16 protein-coding genes are annotated in these 17,199 nt (G+C 51.4%); 8 read left to right on the plus strand and 8 right to left on the minus strand.

The features are described from left to right. The first annotated feature begins 205 nt into the window (after positions 1 to 205). The 3 genes from zapB to OGY10_RS14510 all read left to right on the plus strand — a co-directional run bounded on the left by zapB (position 206) and on the right by OGY10_RS14510 (position 1,598). Complete coding sequence (gene zapB / locus OGY10_RS14500) at positions 206 to 451, plus strand: septal ring assembly protein ZapB (RefSeq protein ID WP_088732415.1); 246 nt, start codon at positions 206 to 208, stop codon at positions 449 to 451. Between the two features lie 92 nt (positions 452 to 543). Continuing rightward, on the plus strand, positions 544 to 1,212 hold the full coding sequence (locus OGY10_RS14505; RefSeq protein ID WP_032945663.1) for a hypothetical protein: 669 nt from the start codon (positions 544 to 546) through the stop codon (positions 1,210 to 1,212). Next, positions 1,209 to 1,598, plus strand: coding sequence for a hypothetical protein (locus OGY10_RS14510; RefSeq protein WP_032945603.1), 390 nt, complete (start codon positions 1,209 to 1,211; stop codon positions 1,596 to 1,598). The genes OGY10_RS14505 and OGY10_RS14510 overlap by 4 nt, the downstream gene beginning before the upstream one ends. A gap of 37 nt (positions 1,599 to 1,635) precedes the next feature. Here OGY10_RS14510 and rraA read toward each other — a convergent pair whose 3' ends face one another. From rraA to priA, 7 genes are all read right to left on the minus strand, one after another. Continuing rightward, entirely contained in the window at positions 1,636 to 2,121 is a 486-nt protein-coding gene (rraA, locus tag OGY10_RS14515; protein WP_008787034.1) for a ribonuclease E activity regulator RraA, read from the minus strand. A gap of 92 nt (positions 2,122 to 2,213) precedes the next feature. Then, positions 2,214 to 3,143, minus strand: coding sequence for a 1,4-dihydroxy-2-naphthoate polyprenyltransferase (menA, locus tag OGY10_RS14520; RefSeq protein WP_003825185.1), 930 nt, complete (start codon positions 3,141 to 3,143; stop codon positions 2,214 to 2,216). Between the two features lie 67 nt (positions 3,144 to 3,210). Beyond that, a complete protein-coding gene (gene hslU, locus OGY10_RS14525; RefSeq protein WP_003028803.1) occupies positions 3,211 to 4,542 on the minus strand; it encodes an ATP-dependent protease ATPase subunit HslU in 1,332 nt (443 codons plus the stop codon). A 9-nt stretch (positions 4,543 to 4,551) separates the two neighbouring features. Continuing rightward, on the minus strand, positions 4,552 to 5,082 hold the full coding sequence (gene hslV, locus OGY10_RS14530; protein ID WP_003028805.1) for an ATP-dependent protease subunit HslV: 531 nt from the start codon (positions 5,080 to 5,082) through the stop codon (positions 4,552 to 4,554). Positions 5,083 to 5,173: 91 nt separating this feature from the next. Next, the gene (gene ftsN, locus OGY10_RS14535) at positions 5,174 to 6,148 is read right to left on the minus strand and encodes a cell division protein FtsN (RefSeq protein ID WP_079935063.1); all 975 of its coding nucleotides are present in this window, start codon (positions 6,146 to 6,148) and stop codon (positions 5,174 to 5,176) included. A gap of 93 nt (positions 6,149 to 6,241) precedes the next feature. Further along, positions 6,242 to 7,267: a DNA-binding transcriptional regulator CytR gene (cytR, locus tag OGY10_RS14540; protein WP_003825179.1), complete on the minus strand. Its 1,026-nt coding sequence runs from the start codon at positions 7,265 to 7,267 to the stop codon at positions 6,242 to 6,244. Positions 7,268 to 7,423: 156 nt separating this feature from the next. After that, positions 7,424 to 9,622 carry a primosomal protein N' gene (priA, locus tag OGY10_RS14545; RefSeq protein ID WP_048215183.1) on the minus strand — a complete coding sequence of 733 codons (2,199 nt, stop codon included), beginning with the start codon at positions 9,620 to 9,622 and terminating at the stop codon, positions 7,424 to 7,426. A gap of 257 nt (positions 9,623 to 9,879) precedes the next feature. Here priA and rpmE point away from each other — a divergent pair, with 257 nt between their 5' ends. The 3 genes from rpmE (at position 9,880) to OGY10_RS14560 (ending at position 12,614) form a co-directional block, all read left to right on the plus strand. Next, on the plus strand, positions 9,880 to 10,092 hold the full coding sequence (rpmE, locus tag OGY10_RS14550) for a 50S ribosomal protein L31 (protein WP_008787040.1): 213 nt from the start codon (positions 9,880 to 9,882) through the stop codon (positions 10,090 to 10,092). A gap of 338 nt (positions 10,093 to 10,430) precedes the next feature. Beyond that, the gene (locus OGY10_RS14555; RefSeq protein ID WP_003825173.1) at positions 10,431 to 11,111 is read left to right on the plus strand and encodes an oligogalacturonate-specific porin KdgM family protein; all 681 of its coding nucleotides are present in this window, start codon (positions 10,431 to 10,433) and stop codon (positions 11,109 to 11,111) included. A gap of 78 nt (positions 11,112 to 11,189) precedes the next feature. Beyond that, positions 11,190 to 12,614, plus strand: coding sequence for an MFS transporter (locus OGY10_RS14560; RefSeq protein ID WP_079935062.1), 1,425 nt, complete (start codon positions 11,190 to 11,192; stop codon positions 12,612 to 12,614). 58 nt (positions 12,615 to 12,672) lie between these two features. Here the strand turns inward: OGY10_RS14560 and metJ are convergent, their stop codons facing one another. Next, positions 12,673 to 12,990, minus strand: coding sequence for a met regulon transcriptional regulator MetJ (gene metJ / locus OGY10_RS14565; RefSeq protein ID WP_003825168.1), 318 nt, complete (start codon positions 12,988 to 12,990; stop codon positions 12,673 to 12,675). Between the two features lie 265 nt (positions 12,991 to 13,255). On the opposite strand from metJ, the gene metB reads away from it, so the two are divergent. Next, positions 13,256 to 14,416, plus strand: a complete 1,161-nt coding sequence (gene metB / locus OGY10_RS14570) for a cystathionine gamma-synthase (RefSeq protein WP_003028818.1) — start codon at positions 13,256 to 13,258, stop codon at positions 14,414 to 14,416. Positions 14,417 to 14,418: 2 nt separating this feature from the next. Continuing rightward, entirely contained in the window at positions 14,419 to 16,851 is a 2,433-nt protein-coding gene (gene metL, locus OGY10_RS14575; protein ID WP_008787044.1) for a bifunctional aspartate kinase/homoserine dehydrogenase II, read from the plus strand. Positions 16,852 to 17,199: the final 348 nt, after the last annotated feature.

A 17,199-nucleotide genomic window follows, 5' to 3' on the forward strand; every position in this document is an offset into this window, starting at 1 on the left:
TAACACTTAAGAGTTATGACAGTAATGTCACCAGGAGAAAGACTAAAAGTGTTGCAAACCGCAATCTGCGCGGGATGCCGCTGGACAGGGATGACGCGGCTTCATACAATCGGTGTTAAGTAGAGTGCGCTCGTTTTTATTAAGGCGTCGCCGGTTATCGGGACGAGGATTTTTATCCATCAACGCCTTGCAATTCAGGAGAGGTATGACGATGTCATTAGAAGTGTTTGAGAAACTGGAAGCAAAAGTACAGCAGGCGATTGATACCATCACGCTGTTGCAGATGGAAATCGAAGAGCTGAAAGAAAAGAACAACTCACTGTCGCAGGAAGTTCAGACTGCACAGCAGCAGCGTGAAGAACTGGAGCGTGAGAACAACAACCTGAAAGAACAGCAGAACGGCTGGCAGGATCGTCTGCATGCCCTGCTGGGTCGTATGGAAGAAGTCTAATTCTGATTTCTTGAAAAAGGCATCCATAATGGATGCCTTTTTGTTATGTAGAGATTAGGATATCGTATTTTTTAAATATCAAAGAATACGATATGACAAAAAGAAACGATATTATTGATGATTCGGATCGACTTATCACCAGCGATATTAGATATGGTCTTATCTATACAGATAATTTAGGATGGATTGATTTAGGCCATGCTAATCCGGCAGGGGCTGAAAAATTATGGTTTGAAATGACAAGGCCTCGTGGTGGTGATAGTGAGTTTTATGAAGTGAATTATCATCAAAGTATGTCCAAAAACATTCATGGCATAAATATCAATACTGGTATATATCGTAGATTTATGGTGCGCCGAGGATTGCAGGAGCGAACCTTACAAGGTATTGCTTTATCAATATTCTTAGGTACGTCACATCGCTTTGAGTCCTTACAGGACTTTTGGCCTTATGTTTATTTAACGGATAGTGGTTATAGTGCTGAAGATTTGGTCTCAAATCTATTTGGTTTTTACCAAGCGGTAAATTATGCAGATTACACCTCTTACCTTCAGATATGCTCGAAAGAAAAGGCTTATCGAATCTGGGACTTCTATGGCCCAGTTGGTGAGTTTAAGAATAAAAGTGTTATTCCGTTACTGTTTCCTGACCCTATCAATAAAGATAAGAGACATGAACCCTATTCGGGTGAATTACCTTTATTTATGGATGTAATAAGACCTATTGCTAATCCTGATTATGTTCGGGAACTCCACATATGAAATCCAGGAGATCAGGTTTTATTATTGTGTTTATGCTTTTTATTGCGCTATTTTATTGTCATTTTATGGTGAGCATCTATACAGAAAAAATCTACACTCAGCAGAATTTATTATTTTATCATCTGCTAACACCGAAACCTCTTAAACAGGCTCCAAGGATATCTAACGACTGGTTTTTTGTAAGCTATGCAGATGATGGTAGTCATCTTCAACGCAGTGAGATAATTTTTACCGAGATACAAAAGAGTGGCATTCAGATAGCTGAGGATAAATTAAATGCTTATATCGAAACTTATCCTGTCAGTCGTGAGACGATGAGTATCGTTGTCGAAGAAAAATATAAAAAGTATGATATTAAAGTCATTCATTACGAATCAAATGAATGAAAAAAAGGCCATCAAATTTGCTGATGGCCTTTTTCGCTTACTCGATATCGAGCGGGTCTTCGGAGAGGATTATCCCGGTGTTATCGGCGTACAGGTGGTCGCCGGAGAAGAACGTCACGCCGCCAAAGTTGACGCGCACATCGCTTTCCCCAATGCCTTCACCGGAAGCGCCTACCGGAATTGCGGCAATCGCCTGAATGCCGATATCCAGTTCTTCCAGATCGTCTACCTGGCGTACTGAGCCGTAGATGACCAGACCTTCCCATTCATTCTGTACGGCCAGCCGTGCCAGTTCGGCATCGACCAGCGCACGACGAACAGAACCGCCGCCATCGACCAGCAGAATGCGACCACGGCCGTTTTGTTCGAGCAGATCGTACAGCAACCCGTTGTCCTCGAAACATTTTACCGTGATGATTTGTCCGCCAAACGACGACCGTCCTCCAAAGTTAGAGAACAGCGGTTCCACGACGTTGACATCTTCCTGATAGATGTCACAAAGCTCGGATGTATCGTATTTCATAGGCTTAACGTTCAGTTGCTGCGAGAATTTTTAGTATATCGCGCTATGTGTACTGTTGGCAAAATCATCAATTGTTAATTGATATTTGTCAGTTAAAGAGACCACTGACTTAAGAAAATTCCAACGACAAACAGCAGGTTAGTTAACAATGCCGCTTTTACGGTGCGTTCCAGCATCGGACGCATTGCTGCCGGGTCCATCTCGCGCATTACATAGCGAGCCTGTTTGATCAGCAGCGGAGCGGCGAGGATAAACAGCCATCCCCACAGGCTTTGCAGTGAGAACAGGTTGAACAGTGCCAGACAGACCAGCGTGCCCATCAGCAGACAGGCGTGGTAGCGGCGGGCATTGACAGCGCCTAAACGCACGACCAGCGTGTTCTTGCCGTTTTCTCTGTCGCTGTTGATATCGCGCAGGTTGTTGACGTTGAGCACGGCGGTTGCCAGCAGGCCGCAGGCGGTGGCAGGCAGAATCAGCGCTGGAATCAACGTATGCGCCTGCAGATACCAACTTCCCATTACGCTGAGCCAGCCGAAGAATACCAGCACAGAAATATCGCCCAGGCCGATATATCCGTAAGGGCGATTACCCACGGTGTAGGTGATCGCGGCGATAATCGACAGACCGCCGAGCACCAGGAAACCGACAAAATCCGCCAGCGTGTGACAGGCTACAGCAACCAGGGCTAGCCCGGACAGACAGATCAGCACCACGGTGACGATCAGCGCGCGCTTCATCTGCTGTTGGGTGATGACCCCTTTTTGCATACCGCGCAGCGGTCCAATACGGTCGGGTTTGTCGCTGCCTTTAACGGCATCGCCATAGTCGTTAGCGAGATTGGACAGAATTTGCAGCAGTCCTGCCGTAATCAATGCCAGCAGAGCAACCAGCGGATCGAAGTATCCTTGCCACCATGCTAATGCCGTACCGACGATGATCGCCGCGAAGGCGAGCGGTAAGGTCTTAGGTCGTAAACTTTCCAGCCAGGCTTGTGAGCGGCTAATTTGTTGTTGTTCAGTCATATTTAGCGCCAATAAAAATGGGGCTTTATCAGCCCCATCAACAGTGATGAAAATGCATTGAACGCGATTATAGGATAAAACGGCTCAGATCTTCATCTGCGACCAGCGCATCCAGATGTTTGCTCACATATTCGGCATCAATTGTGATGCTTTGGCCGTTCAAATCGCTCGCATCATAGGAAATATCTTCCATCAGACGTTCCAGAACGGTATGCAGACGACGTGCACCGATGTTTTCGGTGGTTTCGTTAACCTGCCAGGCCGCTTCGGCAATGCGTTTAATACCGGATTCAGTGAAGTTGATGTCCACACCTTCAGTCGCCATCAGCGCTTTGTACTGGACGGTGATGGAGGCATTCGGTTCGGTAAGGATACGCTCAAAATCGCTGGTGGTCAGCGCCTGCAGCTCGACACGAATCGGCAGACGACCCTGCAGTTCTGGGATCAGGTCGGACGGTTTGGCTACCTGGAATGCACCAGAAGCGATAAACAGAATGTGATCTGTTTTCACCATGCCGTGCTTGGTGGAGACCGTGCAGCCTTCAACCAGCGGCAGCAGGTCGCGCTGTACGCCTTCACGGGACACGTCCGGGCCGGAGGATTCGCCGCGCTTACAGATTTTGTCGATTTCGTCGATAAACACGATCCCGTGCTGCTCAACGGCGTCGATAGCTTCTTGTTTCAGCTCTTCCGGGTTCACCAGTTTGGCCGCTTCCTCTTCAATCAGCAGCTTCATCGCGTCTTTGATTTTCAGCTTACGCGGTTTTTGCTTCTGACCGCCCAGGTTCTGGAACATGGACTGCAGCTGGCTGGTCATCTCTTCCATTCCTGGAGGCGCCATAATTTCAACGCCCATCGGTGCGGCCGCGAGATCGATTTCGATCTCTTTATCATCCAGCTGGCCTTCACGCAGTTTTTTACGGAATGCCTGACGCGCTGCAGAAGGTTCCTGCGGCTGCTCTGACTGCCCCCAGTTATTTTTAGCTGGTGGGATCAGCACGTCGAGAATGCGCTCTTCCGCCATCTCTTCGGCACGGAAGCGGTTTTTCTCGATTGCCTGCACGCGGACCATTTTGATGGCAGCATCGGTCAGATCGCGGATGATGGAATCTACTTCTTTACCAACATAGCCGACTTCGGTGAATTTTGTTGCTTCAACTTTGATGAACGGCGCGTTGGCCAGTTTTGCCAGACGACGGGCAATTTCGGTTTTACCGACGCCGGTCGGGCCAATCATCAGAATGTTTTTCGGCGTGACTTCATGACGCAACTCTTCGTTGAGCTGCATACGACGCCAGCGGTTACGCAGGGCGATCGCCACGGAACGCTTAGCGTTATCCTGGCCGATGATGTGTTTGTTCAGTTCGCTGACAATTTCGCGTGGGGTCATTTCAGACATGGGGGATCCTTACGCTTTGGAGTTCAATTCTTCGATGGTATGGAAGTGGTTGGTATAAATGCAGATATCCCCTGCAATATCCAACGCTTTCTCAGCAATCTCGCGTGCGCCAAGCTCGGTATTTTCAAGCAGAGCGCGTGCAGCAGCCTGGGCGTAGGGACCGCCGGAGCCGATAGCAATCAGATCGTTTTCTGGCTGGATGACGTCGCCGTTACCGGTGATGATGAGTGATGCCGTTTCATCTGCGACGGCCAGCAGCGCTTCGAGTTTGCGCAGCATACGGTCGGTACGCCAGTCTTTTGCCAGTTCAACGGCCGCTTTCACCAGGTGACCCTGGTGCATTTCCAGCTTGCGTTCGAACAGTTCGAACAGCGTGAATGCATCCGCAGTACCGCCCGCAAAGCCCGCAATGACTTTGTCGTTATACAGACGGCGGACTTTCTTCACGTTGCCTTTCATTACGGTGTTACCCAGTGTGGCCTGACCATCACCGGCGATTACCACATGGCCGTTACGGCGTACGCTTACTATTGTTGTCACGAGCAGACCCCTTGGTTACAAATGCAATGTACAGGCCCCGCACAGTGTACGGGGCGTAATGCAAGTATAGATGGGGGGGATTTTGGGGGTTTCAACCCCCAGTAGAGAGTCGAATGCAGTTTGTGTGACCAGCAACCTTCAGGCGGCTGATGGTGTTGTCGGCATTCTCTTTGCCTTTGACCGGACCAATGACCACACGATTCCAGCCGTTATTGGTGGTAATACGGGAGTTAAAGCCTTCAAAGGCCAGCTGCGCGCGCACGGTTTCTGCCTGCTCAGCGCCTTTAAATGACCCGCACTGAACCATCCAGCGGCGTTCATCTTTTTTCTCCGCCGTCTGTTTTGGCGGTTGCGTTTCATTCGTTATTGGCGCGGCCGGTTGCGTTTTCGGCTGAGCGGCGGTGGTATGCGCAGGCGTTTGCAGCAGATCCTGATACGGCTGTTGCGCCGCCGGTTTTGGCTGCGCTTTCGGCTGCTGTACCGGCGCGGCTTGTGCTGTACGCGTTTGCTGCTGCTGATACGGCTGTTCTGTTGCCCGTGGACGCGGCTGCTGAGCCTGCTGCTGTGCGTTATTCCACTGCTGCTGTTGCACCTGACGCTGACGCTGCAGCGTTTGCTGGCGTTGTTCAGGCGTTTGCTCGTTCCACGGTACTTCGTTGAGCTGCGTCGGCTGTTGACGCATATCAGCCTGCATTTGCGCCAATAGCTGGCGCTGCTCATTGGTTAGCTGATCGGCATTCAGCACCTCGCCGCCCGCAGACGGTTCGGTAGGCGCACGTACGCCAGGCTGACGGCTTTCCAGCTCTTTGATGTATCGCCAGCGCTCTTCCGGTTTTGGCGGAATGCCATTACCGGTGACTTTCTGGTTTTGCAGCGTTTCGGACTCTTCTTTCTTGTGATGCGTAATGAAGTACAGACCACCGATAAAGGTCACGAGTACGGCTGCAGCAATAGCAACCATTGCGGGCGATACCGCAGGCGTATTGCGTTGTTTTTTCCGTGATGTGCTCTTCTTGCGCCGCGAAGGTGCCGGTTGGCCGCGACGTACATAATCTCGTTGTGCCACTATCGTTTCGCTGTATATATTCGTTCGTCAGCCCGCCATGTTACTTAAGCGGCGGGCCTTTGACCAGACAGGGGAGTCCGAAAGCACTTTACTTTACGTCAGTGCCCGGGTAGTACCCCGAATAATAAGCTCGCAGTCCAGTAAACGTGAGCCACTGCTGACGCTCTGCCCTTGTAATTGATCGAGCAGTAACAGCATAGCTTCACGTCCGATATCGAAACGCGGCTGTGCGACGGTTGTCAGGGGTGGATCACAAAATTCCGTGAGCGAAATGTTATCAAAGCCAATAATGGATAAATCATCAGGGACTTTCAGACCCTGACGTTTGGCGTAAGAGAGTGCGCCCAGCGCCATGACGTCGCTGTGACAAAAGACAGCGGTCGGCGGCTGCGGTAGTTCAAGGAGCTGCTTCAACGCATTGGCTCCCGCTTCATAGGTAAAGTCACCGCGCGCGATGAAATGCGGATCGACCGTAATTCCGCTGCGGCGTAATGCCTGAACGTAGCCTTGCAGACGGTAATGGCACAGCGGCATATCTTCGGGTCCGGCGATACAACCAATGCGTTTATGCCCCAGTTCCAGCAGATAATTCATCGCGTTAAAGGCGGCGGTGAGGTTATCAATGTGCACGGTAGGGAGTTCCAGCTCTGGCGCGAACTCGTTCGACATGACCATCGGCGGTAAATTGCGCTGTTCTTCCACGCTGGCATCAAACGGCAGGCGTGAGCTGAGCAGTACCATGCCATCGATCTGCTTGGTGATAATGAGGTTAAGAAACGTCTTTTCCTGCTGGTTCTGGTGCGCGCAGTCGCCAATAAGCACCAGGTATCCCTGTTCTGCGGCAGTCACTTCGATGCCACGAATCACTTCGCTAAAAAACGGATCGCAGATATCTGGCACAATCACCAGAATGGTACGTGACTCATTACGCTTAACGTTACGTCCCATTGATTGGGGTAGATATCCCACTTCCAGCGCTGCCTGCTCAACCTTGTTACGGGTTGACTGCGAGACTTTGTCCGGGTTCATTAATGCGCGGGATACGGTTGCCGTTGAGACTTTCGCCTTCAGAGCAACATCTTTCATCGTAGCGGCGGCAACCTGCTTATTCGGTTTCACTCTTTCTCCTCGCCAGAGAGCTGCTGGCACAGACTCGTCCCTGGATAACCTTCATCTGAAACATTTTTATCAGATAGTGAATGGAAGCGGTTACAGAATTTTCATAAAAAGTGTGATGGATCTTTAATTTTACGATCCGCCTCGCATCGTGAGGGGTTATCCCTCGATGGGATCGACATCCAGCACCCATTTAACCTTGCGTGCATCGGGTAGCGTATTGATCAGTGCCAGCGTGCCGCTGACGATATGTTGCAGACGAATTCGTGATGGATGTTGCAACAATATTTGCCAACGATAACGACCACCGCGTTTGGGCGCCAGTGCGGGAACCGGGCCGAGCACCCAGAGTTTGTCATCGGCCAACGGGCTGGCTTGAATGAGATTCCGTAGTTGCTGCAAGAACATTGGTGCATGCTGGTTGTTATGATCTTCTGCCCGCACGATCACATGGCTGGTCCACGGTGGAAGCTGGAGCGTTTGTCGCTCGGCCAGCGCCTGTTCGGCAAACGCGTCATAGCCTTTATACAGCAAGGTTTGCAGCAGCGGATGTTCAGGATGGTGCGTTTGCAGCACCACTTCGCCTTGTTTCCCGGCGCGTCCGGCACGGCCAGAGACCTGCGTATAGAGCTGGGCGAAGCGTTCTGCTGACCGGAAATCTGCGGAGAATAGCGCGCCGTCAACGTCCAGCAGCGCCACCAGAGTGACGTCCGGGAAGTGGTGGCCTTTGGCCAGCATTTGCGTGCCTATAAGAATTCGTGCGCCGCCGCGATGCACTTCCGCCAGATGCTGCTCCAGCGACCCTTTACGGCTGGTGGTGTCGCGATCGATACGTGAAATTGGCACACCGGGGAAAAAAGGTGCCAGAGCCTGCTCAAGCTGTTCGGTGCCGAGTCCTACCGGAACCATATGCGTCGAACCGCAGGAGGGGCACTGACGCGGTATTGGGCGCTGGCTGTCGCAGTGGTGGCAACGCAGGTGGTGCTGCGCCTGATGTAGCGTGTAGTAATGATCGCAACGCGGACATTCGGCAATCCAACCACAGTCGTGGCAAAGCAGGGCGGGCGCAAAACCACGACGGTTCAAAAACAGGATCACCTGGTTATCCGCCTGCAGGTGCTGACGCATACGGGCGATTAGCGCAGGGGCGAGTCCGGCCTGCACCTGCTGACCTTTGAGATCCAGCACGTGCTGAGTGGCTGGGCGCGCATTTCCGGCTCGGCGCGTCAGGCGCAGCATGCGGTATTTGTTCTGCCGCACGTTACACAGCGTTTCCAGTGCCGGAGTGGCTGAGCCGAGAATAATCGGGATCTGCTCACTATGGGCGCGGTAAACCGCGAGGTCGCGCGCATGATAGCGCCAGCCTTCCTGCTGTTTATAAGAGCTGTCGTGTTCTTCGTCGATGACAATCACGCCGAGATTTTTAAACGGCGTAAACAGCGAAGAACGCGTGCCGATAACTATCGCCGCCTCGCCATTTTTTGCTTTCAGCCAGGCTGAAAGACGTTCACTGTCGTTTAAACCGGAGTGCAGGACTTCGACCGGCGCATTGAAACGTTCGCGAAAACGGGCAATAGTTTGCGGCGTCAGGCCAATCTCCGGCACCATCACCAGAGCCTGCTTGCCCTGGGCAAGGACGTTTTCCAGAACGCTGAGATAGACCTCTGTTTTGCCTGATCCCGTTACGCCCGCTAATAGCCAGGCGCTAAAACTGTCTGAGGCGCTGTGAATCGCCCCGACGGCGGTGGCCTGCTCGGTGTTCAGCCGCAGACGCTCACCGGAAACCGCGTAGTGCGTACGCCAGTCGCTAAAGCCTGGTGTTTCGCTCGCCAGATCGCACAGCCCTTTTTTCCGCAGTGCCTGTAATGCGGCATCATTAAATTCCAGTTCAGCCACCTGGTCGCGCCAGATTTTCCCCTGGCGTAGCGCAGCCAGCGCCTGTTGCTGCTTGGGAGAACGCTTCAGGCTGTTGAGGTCAATTACCTGGCCTTCTTCAGTGGCAAACCAGTACCACATGGGCGCGTTTGTCGCCGGGCGTCCCTGGCGCAGTAAAATTGGCAGAGCGTGAAACAGTACGTCACCGATGGGATGATGATAATAATCAGCCGCCCACAACAGCAGACGCCAGACAGAGGTCGAGTAGACAGGTTCGCTGTCCAGCACTTCGAGAACGGCTTTCAATTCGCTCCGCGGCAGTTCACTGTGCTCGCTGACGGAAAGGACGATACCCACGCGCTCCTGCTGCTTGCCAAAGGGCACGCGTACACGACACCCGGCTTTGGCACTCAAGCCTTCCGGCAGGAGGTAGTCAAAGGTGCGAGGTAGCGGAACAGGTAAGGCAACGTGCGCAACGGGCATTGAATCATCCTGACTTGAAATCTGGCGGGTTAGTATACACATTAGTGGAGGGTAGAATGCGGATCAGTTTGCATGAGCAGGTTAATTTCTGTATGATTCGCCGCCTTTGATGCAAATTGATTGCGTCAAACAATGACCATTACCCGAGAGTTTCAGGCTGTTGATGCAGCGTGAAAGGTGACGGGGAATAATTAACATCGCGTGGTGTCTGGCGTTAGGGCTGGAAGAGCGACGCGGCCTTAAACCGAGGTTTTCCCATGAAAAAAGATATTCACCCGAAATACGAAGAAATTACTGCAAACTGCTCTTGCGGTAACGTCATGAAAATCCGCTCTACCGTCGGTCACGATCTGAACCTGGACGTGTGCGGTCAGTGCCACCCGTTCTATACTGGCAAGCAGCGTGATGTTGCTACCGGTGGCCGTGTTGATCGCTTCAACAAGCGTTTCAGCATCCCAGGCAGCAAGTAAGTTTCAGCTGTCAGAAAAAAGCGCCTTACGGCGCTTTTTTTGTTTCTGCGCTTCAGAACTGAAATATATATTGATGTATTGAATAATCTATTTTATTCAATAAATAAAACGGTGTTTTATTTTCTCGATAAAATATTGCAACTGGTGATCTGCGTCCTTTTTATCTTCTGTCTTTTGCCACTTTTACCAGCTCCTGGCAAAATACCAAAGGTTTCTGCTTTCTTTCTAAAATACACTTTCGTGGAAATATAAAATTAATCTAAAAGCCTTTTTGTTTTCCCATTTTATGGACAAACGAGATGGATTATTTCCGTTGTTGAGTGTGAAGAGGGATTGTCATGAAATTTAAATCTGCGTTATTACTGATTCCATTATTCTCTGCGGCCGCACAGGCGGGTTATGTTGATTACCGACATGAATATTATGACGATGGACGTAATTACGATCGTGTGTATATGTCTCACCGTTTTGCCACGGGTTTTGGTGTGGCAGTAGAAGCCATTTCTCGTTCCGAAAACACGCAGTCAAATGATGCGTGGAATAATATGGAAAGTAACGGCAACGAGTATACCGCAAGCTATCAGTTCACCTGGCAGGGTCTTGTCTGGCAGCCCGGCATTGCGATCGAAACGGGCGATAATATCGCGATTTATAAGCCTTATATCCGCGTGCAGTACAACATCAACGACAACTGGTGGACCGCGTTCCGCTATCGTCAGGAATACATGCGCAGAAACACTGACGGCAAAGATGACCGCATGGTCTATCGTCCGGAAGCCTGGCTTGGTTATAATGTCAATGACTGGATGTTTGAGCTAAATGGTATTTATAAAATTGCCGATAGCGAAGATTTATATAACAACCGGAAAGATGATTATGAATATAACTTCCGCGTGGCGTACAAATTAGGCTCCTGGGTTCCATTTGTTGAGGTTGGCAACGTTTCCTCGGGTTATAACACAACAACGACAGACGATCGTCAGACCCGTTATCGTGTCGGTCTTGGTTATAACTTTTAATCGGTAATAGTTTTCGTATCGGCTGATTACGTCGATAAGCATAGTTTGTGTGAATAATATGTCTAAGGAGTTGACATCATGTCTAATGATGGAGCTATTATCGGAAATAATGAAACCACTGCCGTCAGGCCTTTCGGAATTAGAGATAAAATTGGTTATTTATGTGGTGACCTCGGAACCTGTTTTATTCTTGGCTTAGTTAATAGTTTTTTAATGATTTATTACACTAACGTCCTCGGTATTTCCGGCGTTATTGTTGGTTCACTCTATTTTGTGACCAAACTCTTTGATGCGTTTGTTGATGTTGGTGTAGGGCGCTTATGCGATACCTCTAAACTGACGGTACATGGACGTTTCAACCCGTGGGTGCGTCGTATGAAGTATCCATTTTGCATCATTGCGGTTGTCCTGTTCCTGCCGTTTGTGAATGATTTTTCTTATACGGCGAAAATCATCTACATCTGCTGCTCCTATTTCATTTACGGTTCGCTGTTATCGACCGTGAGTATTCCGTACGGTGCTATGTCTGCGGCGATTAGCTCGAATCCTGAAGATCGTGTATCGCTTTCAACCTGGCGTAGCGTTGGGTCAGCAATTGGCGGTGGGGCAACTGGCTTTTTCATTCCAATCCTGATGTACACCACCCTGGTGGATGGAAGCCAGGTGATTTCCGGGCAACACTTCTTCTGGATTTCCATTGGTTGCGCAGTGCTGGGCTTGATCTTTTTATCCTTGACCTGTCATTTAACGACGGAGCGCGTGCGCGTGGAGAGAAAAGAGAGCATGCCCGTTTCGGTGTTGCTGAAGGGACTGGCACGCAATAAGGCGCTGATTGTTTTAGTGGTTGTGGATTTGCTGATTGTAATTAATCAGGGGTTGTCCGGTACCAACATGACTTACCTGTTTAATGACTATTTCCACAATAAAGAGGCGATGTCAGTCGCATTGCTGTTTACCTTTGGTTCCCTGGTTCTGCTGGCGCCATCGGCATCCTGGCTCACGAAGCGGTTTGGTAAAAAAGAAGCCAGCGTAGGCGCGTTGCTTTTTGCCGTGGTCATGTATGTGATTATGTACTTTGTCCACATTACGGATGCAAAGGTCTATCTGGTTTTCTTGTTCCTGGCGACGCTGGGTGCAGGGTTATTCAACCTGATGATTTGGGCGTTTATGACTGATGTTTGTGACTACCATCAGTATGTCACTGGCGATCGCGAGGATGGCACGGTTTATGGTGTGAACTTCTTTGCGCGCAAGGTTGGTCAGGCATGCGCAGGGGCGATTGGTGGCTTTATGTTGGCTATCATTGGCTATCAATCATCGTCAACAGGTGGTGCAGTGCAAACCAGCATTGTGCAGGAAAATATTTATACGATGGCGAATCTCTTGCCGGCGCTATGCCTGTTTTTGGCGGCGGTCATTCTGATTTATTTCTATCCATTGAACCGTACGGAAACGCTCAAAATGGAAGAAACATTGAATAAACTCAATGGTATTAGTAAGTAACACTGTGAGAAAAGGCGGGAGCATTCCCGCCTCTACACGCCCATTGCCGTTCTAACTATCAGTATTCCCACGTTTCCGGGTTGATACCCAGTTCACGCATGATTACCTTTGCTTCTTCCGGGATTTCATCACTGCGTTCTTTACGCAGGTCGTCATCGTTGGGTAAGGGTTGCCCAGTAAAAGCATGCAGAAACGCTTCACACAGCAGTTCGCTGTTGGTGGCGTGGCGCAGGTTGTTCACCTGACGACGCGTGCGTTCATCGGTAAGGATTTTTAACACCTTCAGAGGAATGGAAACCGTAATTTTTTTGACTTGCTCACTCTTCTTACCGTGCTCAGCGTATGGGCTGATATATTCGCCGCTCCATTCAGCCATGAGATACCTAATCCTCTTCGTCATTAATATTGAGGCCAGAACCTGAGCCCGGACCATAATTGCGCGTAGTTTATCGTAGTGGCGTGGCCCTGACACGAAGTAAGCCGACGCAGATGTACGCTAATGCATATAATTTTAACGGCTATTTCCAGTTTGCTCAATCTATACGCAAAGAAGTTTAGATGTCCAGATGTATTGACGGCTATCGTAACTATGATTACTCTGGTGTCTGACTTTTCACCGACTCAGCCAGGATCTCCTCAATATGACGCGTAAACAGGCCACCATCGCAGTGCGTAGCGGGTTAAATGACGACGAACAGTACGGTTGCGTTGTCCCGCCGATTCACCTCTCCAGCACCTATAACTTTACCGGATTTAATGAACCTCGCGCCCATGACTATTCGCGTCGCGGCAACCCAACGCGCGATGTTGTTCAGCGTGCGCTGGCGGAACTGGAAGGCGGTGCAGGTGCTGTGCTGACCAATACTGGCATGTCGGCGATTCATCTGGTGACCACAGTCTTCCTCAAGCCAGGCGATCTGCTGGTCGCACCGCATGACTGCTACGGCGGGAGCTACCGACTGTTTGACAGTCTGGCAAAACGTGGCTGTTACCGCGTCCTGTTTGTCGATCAAGGAGATGAGCAGGCATTGCAGGCCGCATTGGCGGAAAAACCGAAGCTGGTGCTGGTAGAAAGCCCAAGCAACCCGCTGCTGCGCGTGGTGGATATTGCGAAAATCTGTCAGCTGGCGCGTGAAGCTGGCGCGGTCAGCGTGGTCGACAACACTTTTTTAAGCCCGGCACTGCAAAATCCACTGGCATTGGGCGCCGATCTGGTGTTGCATTCATGCACGAAATATTTAAACGGTCACTCAGACGTGGTGGCTGGTGTTGTGATAGCGAAAGATCCGGAAACGGTCACTGAACTGGCATGGTGGGCGAATAATATTGGTGTGACCGGCGGCGCGTTTGATAGTTATCTGCTGTTGCGCGGCCTGCGTACTCTGTCTCCTCGAATGGAGGTGGCGCAACGTAATGCTCAGGCGATAGTCGATTATCTGCAAACTCAGCCGCTGGTGAAAAAATTGTATCACCCGTCATTGCCGGATAATCAGGGCCATGAGATTGCCGCGCGTCAGCAAAAAGGCTTTGGCGCGATGTTAAGTTTTGAACTGGATGGTGATGAGCAAACGCTGCGCCGCTTCCTCGGAGGGTTGTCATTGTTTACGCTGGCGGAATCGTTAGGGGGCGTTGAAAGTCTGATCTCCCACGCCGCAACCATGACACACGCGGGCATGGCGCCAGAAGCGCGTGCTGCTGCCGGAATTTCCGAAACGCTGCTGCGTATCTCCACCGGTATTGAAGATGGCGAAGATTTAATTGCCGACCTGGAAAATGGCTTCCGGGCTGCAAACAAGGGGTAAACATGAGTGTGATTGCGCAGGCAGGGGCGAAGGGTCGTCAACTGCACAAATTTGGTGGTAGTAGTCTGGCTGATGTGAAATGTTATCTGCGTGTCGCAGGCATTATGGCGGAGTACTCGCAGCCTGATGACATGATGGTTGTTTCAGCCGCAGGCAGTACCACTAACCAGTTGATTAGCTGGCTGAAATTAAGCCAGACCGATCGCCTTTCTGCGCATCAGGTTCAACAGGCGTTACGTCGCTATCAGAGCGAGCTTATCAGCGGTTTGTTACCGCCTGAGATAGCGGATGGACTGATTGGCGCGTTTATTCACGATCTGGAGCGTCTGGCCGGATTACTCGACAGCGGCGTGAACGATGCCGTCTATGCTGAGGTTGTTGGGCATGGTGAGGTATGGTCCGCGCGTTTGATGTCTGCGGTCCTTAACCAACAGGGGCTGGAGTCAGCCTGGCTGGATGCGCGCGATTTTTTACGTGCTGAACGCGGTGCCCAGCCGCAGGTAGATGAAGGTCTTTCTTACCCGCTGCTACAGCAACTGCTGGCACAGCATCCGGGTAAACGGCTGGTGGTTACCGGCTTTATTAGCCGCAGCAATGCCGGTGAAACGGTCCTGCTGGGGCGTAACGGCTCCGACTACTCGGCGACGCAGGTTGGCGCGCTGGCGGGCGTTTCTCGCGTAACTATCTGGAGCGATGTCGCCGGGGTTTACAGCGCGGACCCGCGTAAAGTAAAAGACGCCTGTTTGCTGCCGCTGCTGCGTCTGGATGAAGCCAGCGAACTGGCGCGTCTGGCGGCGCCGGTTCTCCATGCCCGTACCTTACAGCCGGTTTCCGGTAGCGATATCGATCTCCAACTGCGTTGTAGCTATACGCCGGAGCAGGGTTCAACGCGCATTGAACGCGTACTGGCCTCCGGTACCGGGGCGCGTATTGTGACCAGTCATGATGACGTCTGCCTGATTGAGTTTTTGGTTCCGACTGGCCAGGACTTTAAGCTGGCTTATAAAGAGATTGATCAGGTTTTAAAACGTACCCAGGTGCGTCCGCTGGCAGTGGGTGTGCATCCTGACCGCCAACTGCTGCAATTTTGCTATACCTCCGAAGTCGCTGACGGCGCACTGAAAATTCTGGATGAAGCTGGTCTGCCGGGCGAGCTGCGTTTGCGCCAGGGGCTGGCGCTGGTAGCGATGGTCGGGGCGGGCGTCACCCGTAATCCGCTGCACTGCCACCGTTTCTGGCAACAGTTGAAAGGTCAGCCGGTTGAATTCACCTGGCAATCGGAAGAGGGTATCAGCCTGGTCGCGGTACTGCGTACTGGGCCAACAGAGAGCCTGATTCAGGGCCTGCATCAGTCAATTTTCCGCGCGGAAAAACGCATTGGTCTGGTGTTGTTCGGCAAAGGCAACATTGGTTCGCGCTGGCTGGAACTGTTCGCTCGCGAGCAGAGCACGCTCTCGGCGCGCACCGGATTAGAGTTTGTGCTGGCGGGTGTGGTTGATAGCCGTCGTAGCCTGCTGAATTACGAAGGGCTGGATGCCAGCCGCGCGTTAGCTTTCTTTGATGACGAGGCAGTAGAGCAGGATGAAGAGTCTCTATTCCTGTGGATGCGTGCTCACCCGTATGATGATTTAGTGGTGCTGGACGTTACTGCCAGCGAGCAACTTGCGGATCAGTATCTGGATTTTGCCAGCCATGGTTTCCACGTTATCAGCGCCAACAAACTGGCGGGGGCGAGCAGCAGTCATAATTATCGCCAAATTCATGACGCTTTTGAAAAAACCGGTCGCCACTGGCTGTATAACGCTACCGTAGGCGCAGGCTTGCCGATCAATCATACCGTGCGCGATCTGATTGATAGCGGAGATACCATTCTGTCGATCAGCGGGATCTTCTCCGGTACGTTGTCGTGGTTGTTCCTGCAATTTGATGGCACGGTCCCGTTCACCGATCTGGTGGATCAGGCGTGGCAACAGGGGCTGACTGAACCCGATCCGCGCGTAGATCTTTCCGGCAAAGATGTGATGCGTAAGCTGGTGATTCTGGCGCGTGAAGCAGGTTACGACATCGAACCGGACCAGGTTCGCGTGGAATCGCTGGTGCCTGCGCACTGTGAAGAAGGCTCTATTGACCATTTCTTTGAGAATGGTGATGAGCTTAACGAGCAGATGGTGCAGCGTCTGGAAGCGGCGCGTGAAATGGGGCTGGTGCTACGCTATGTGGCGCGTTTTGATGCTAACGGTAAAGCGCGCGTTGGTGTTGAAGCGGTTCGTCCTGAACACCCGCTGGCGGCGCTGCTGCCGTGCGATAACGTATTCGCTATTGAAAGCCGCTGGTATCGCGATAACCCGCTGGTGATCCGTGGACCGGGCGCAGGTCGTGACGTCACTGCCGGCGCTATTCAGTCAGACATCAACCGTCTGGCGCAGCTGCTGTAGTTTTTGTTGCCGGATGATCCGGCCGACGGTTCGTTTGTGACCCAGGCCGGATAAAATACGTCAACAGCCATCTGCATAATCACTTCAACGCTCTCATCCTGCGTTAAACCTACCCGTATTGCGTCTTACCCGCGCTCTGGCCAGAGGCGAGTCTGTCACCGCTCTCGTTAACGGCTGGCAGACGGTCATGCCACAATTCCCCATCATTTCAGGCTGATGTGAATTTTTTTCACGTTGGCTGAGTATTCCTCACCTTTAACGATGATTTTTGTGTTGACGCCAGCGTGCTTTTCCGTCATTTTTACATCTAGACGTCTAAACGTATAGCAGTTCACAACACAACATATA

The organism is Citrobacter sp. Cpo148 (assembly GCF_030332375.1).
GTDB classification, from domain to species: Bacteria; Pseudomonadota; Gammaproteobacteria; order Enterobacterales; family Enterobacteriaceae; genus Citrobacter; species Citrobacter portucalensis.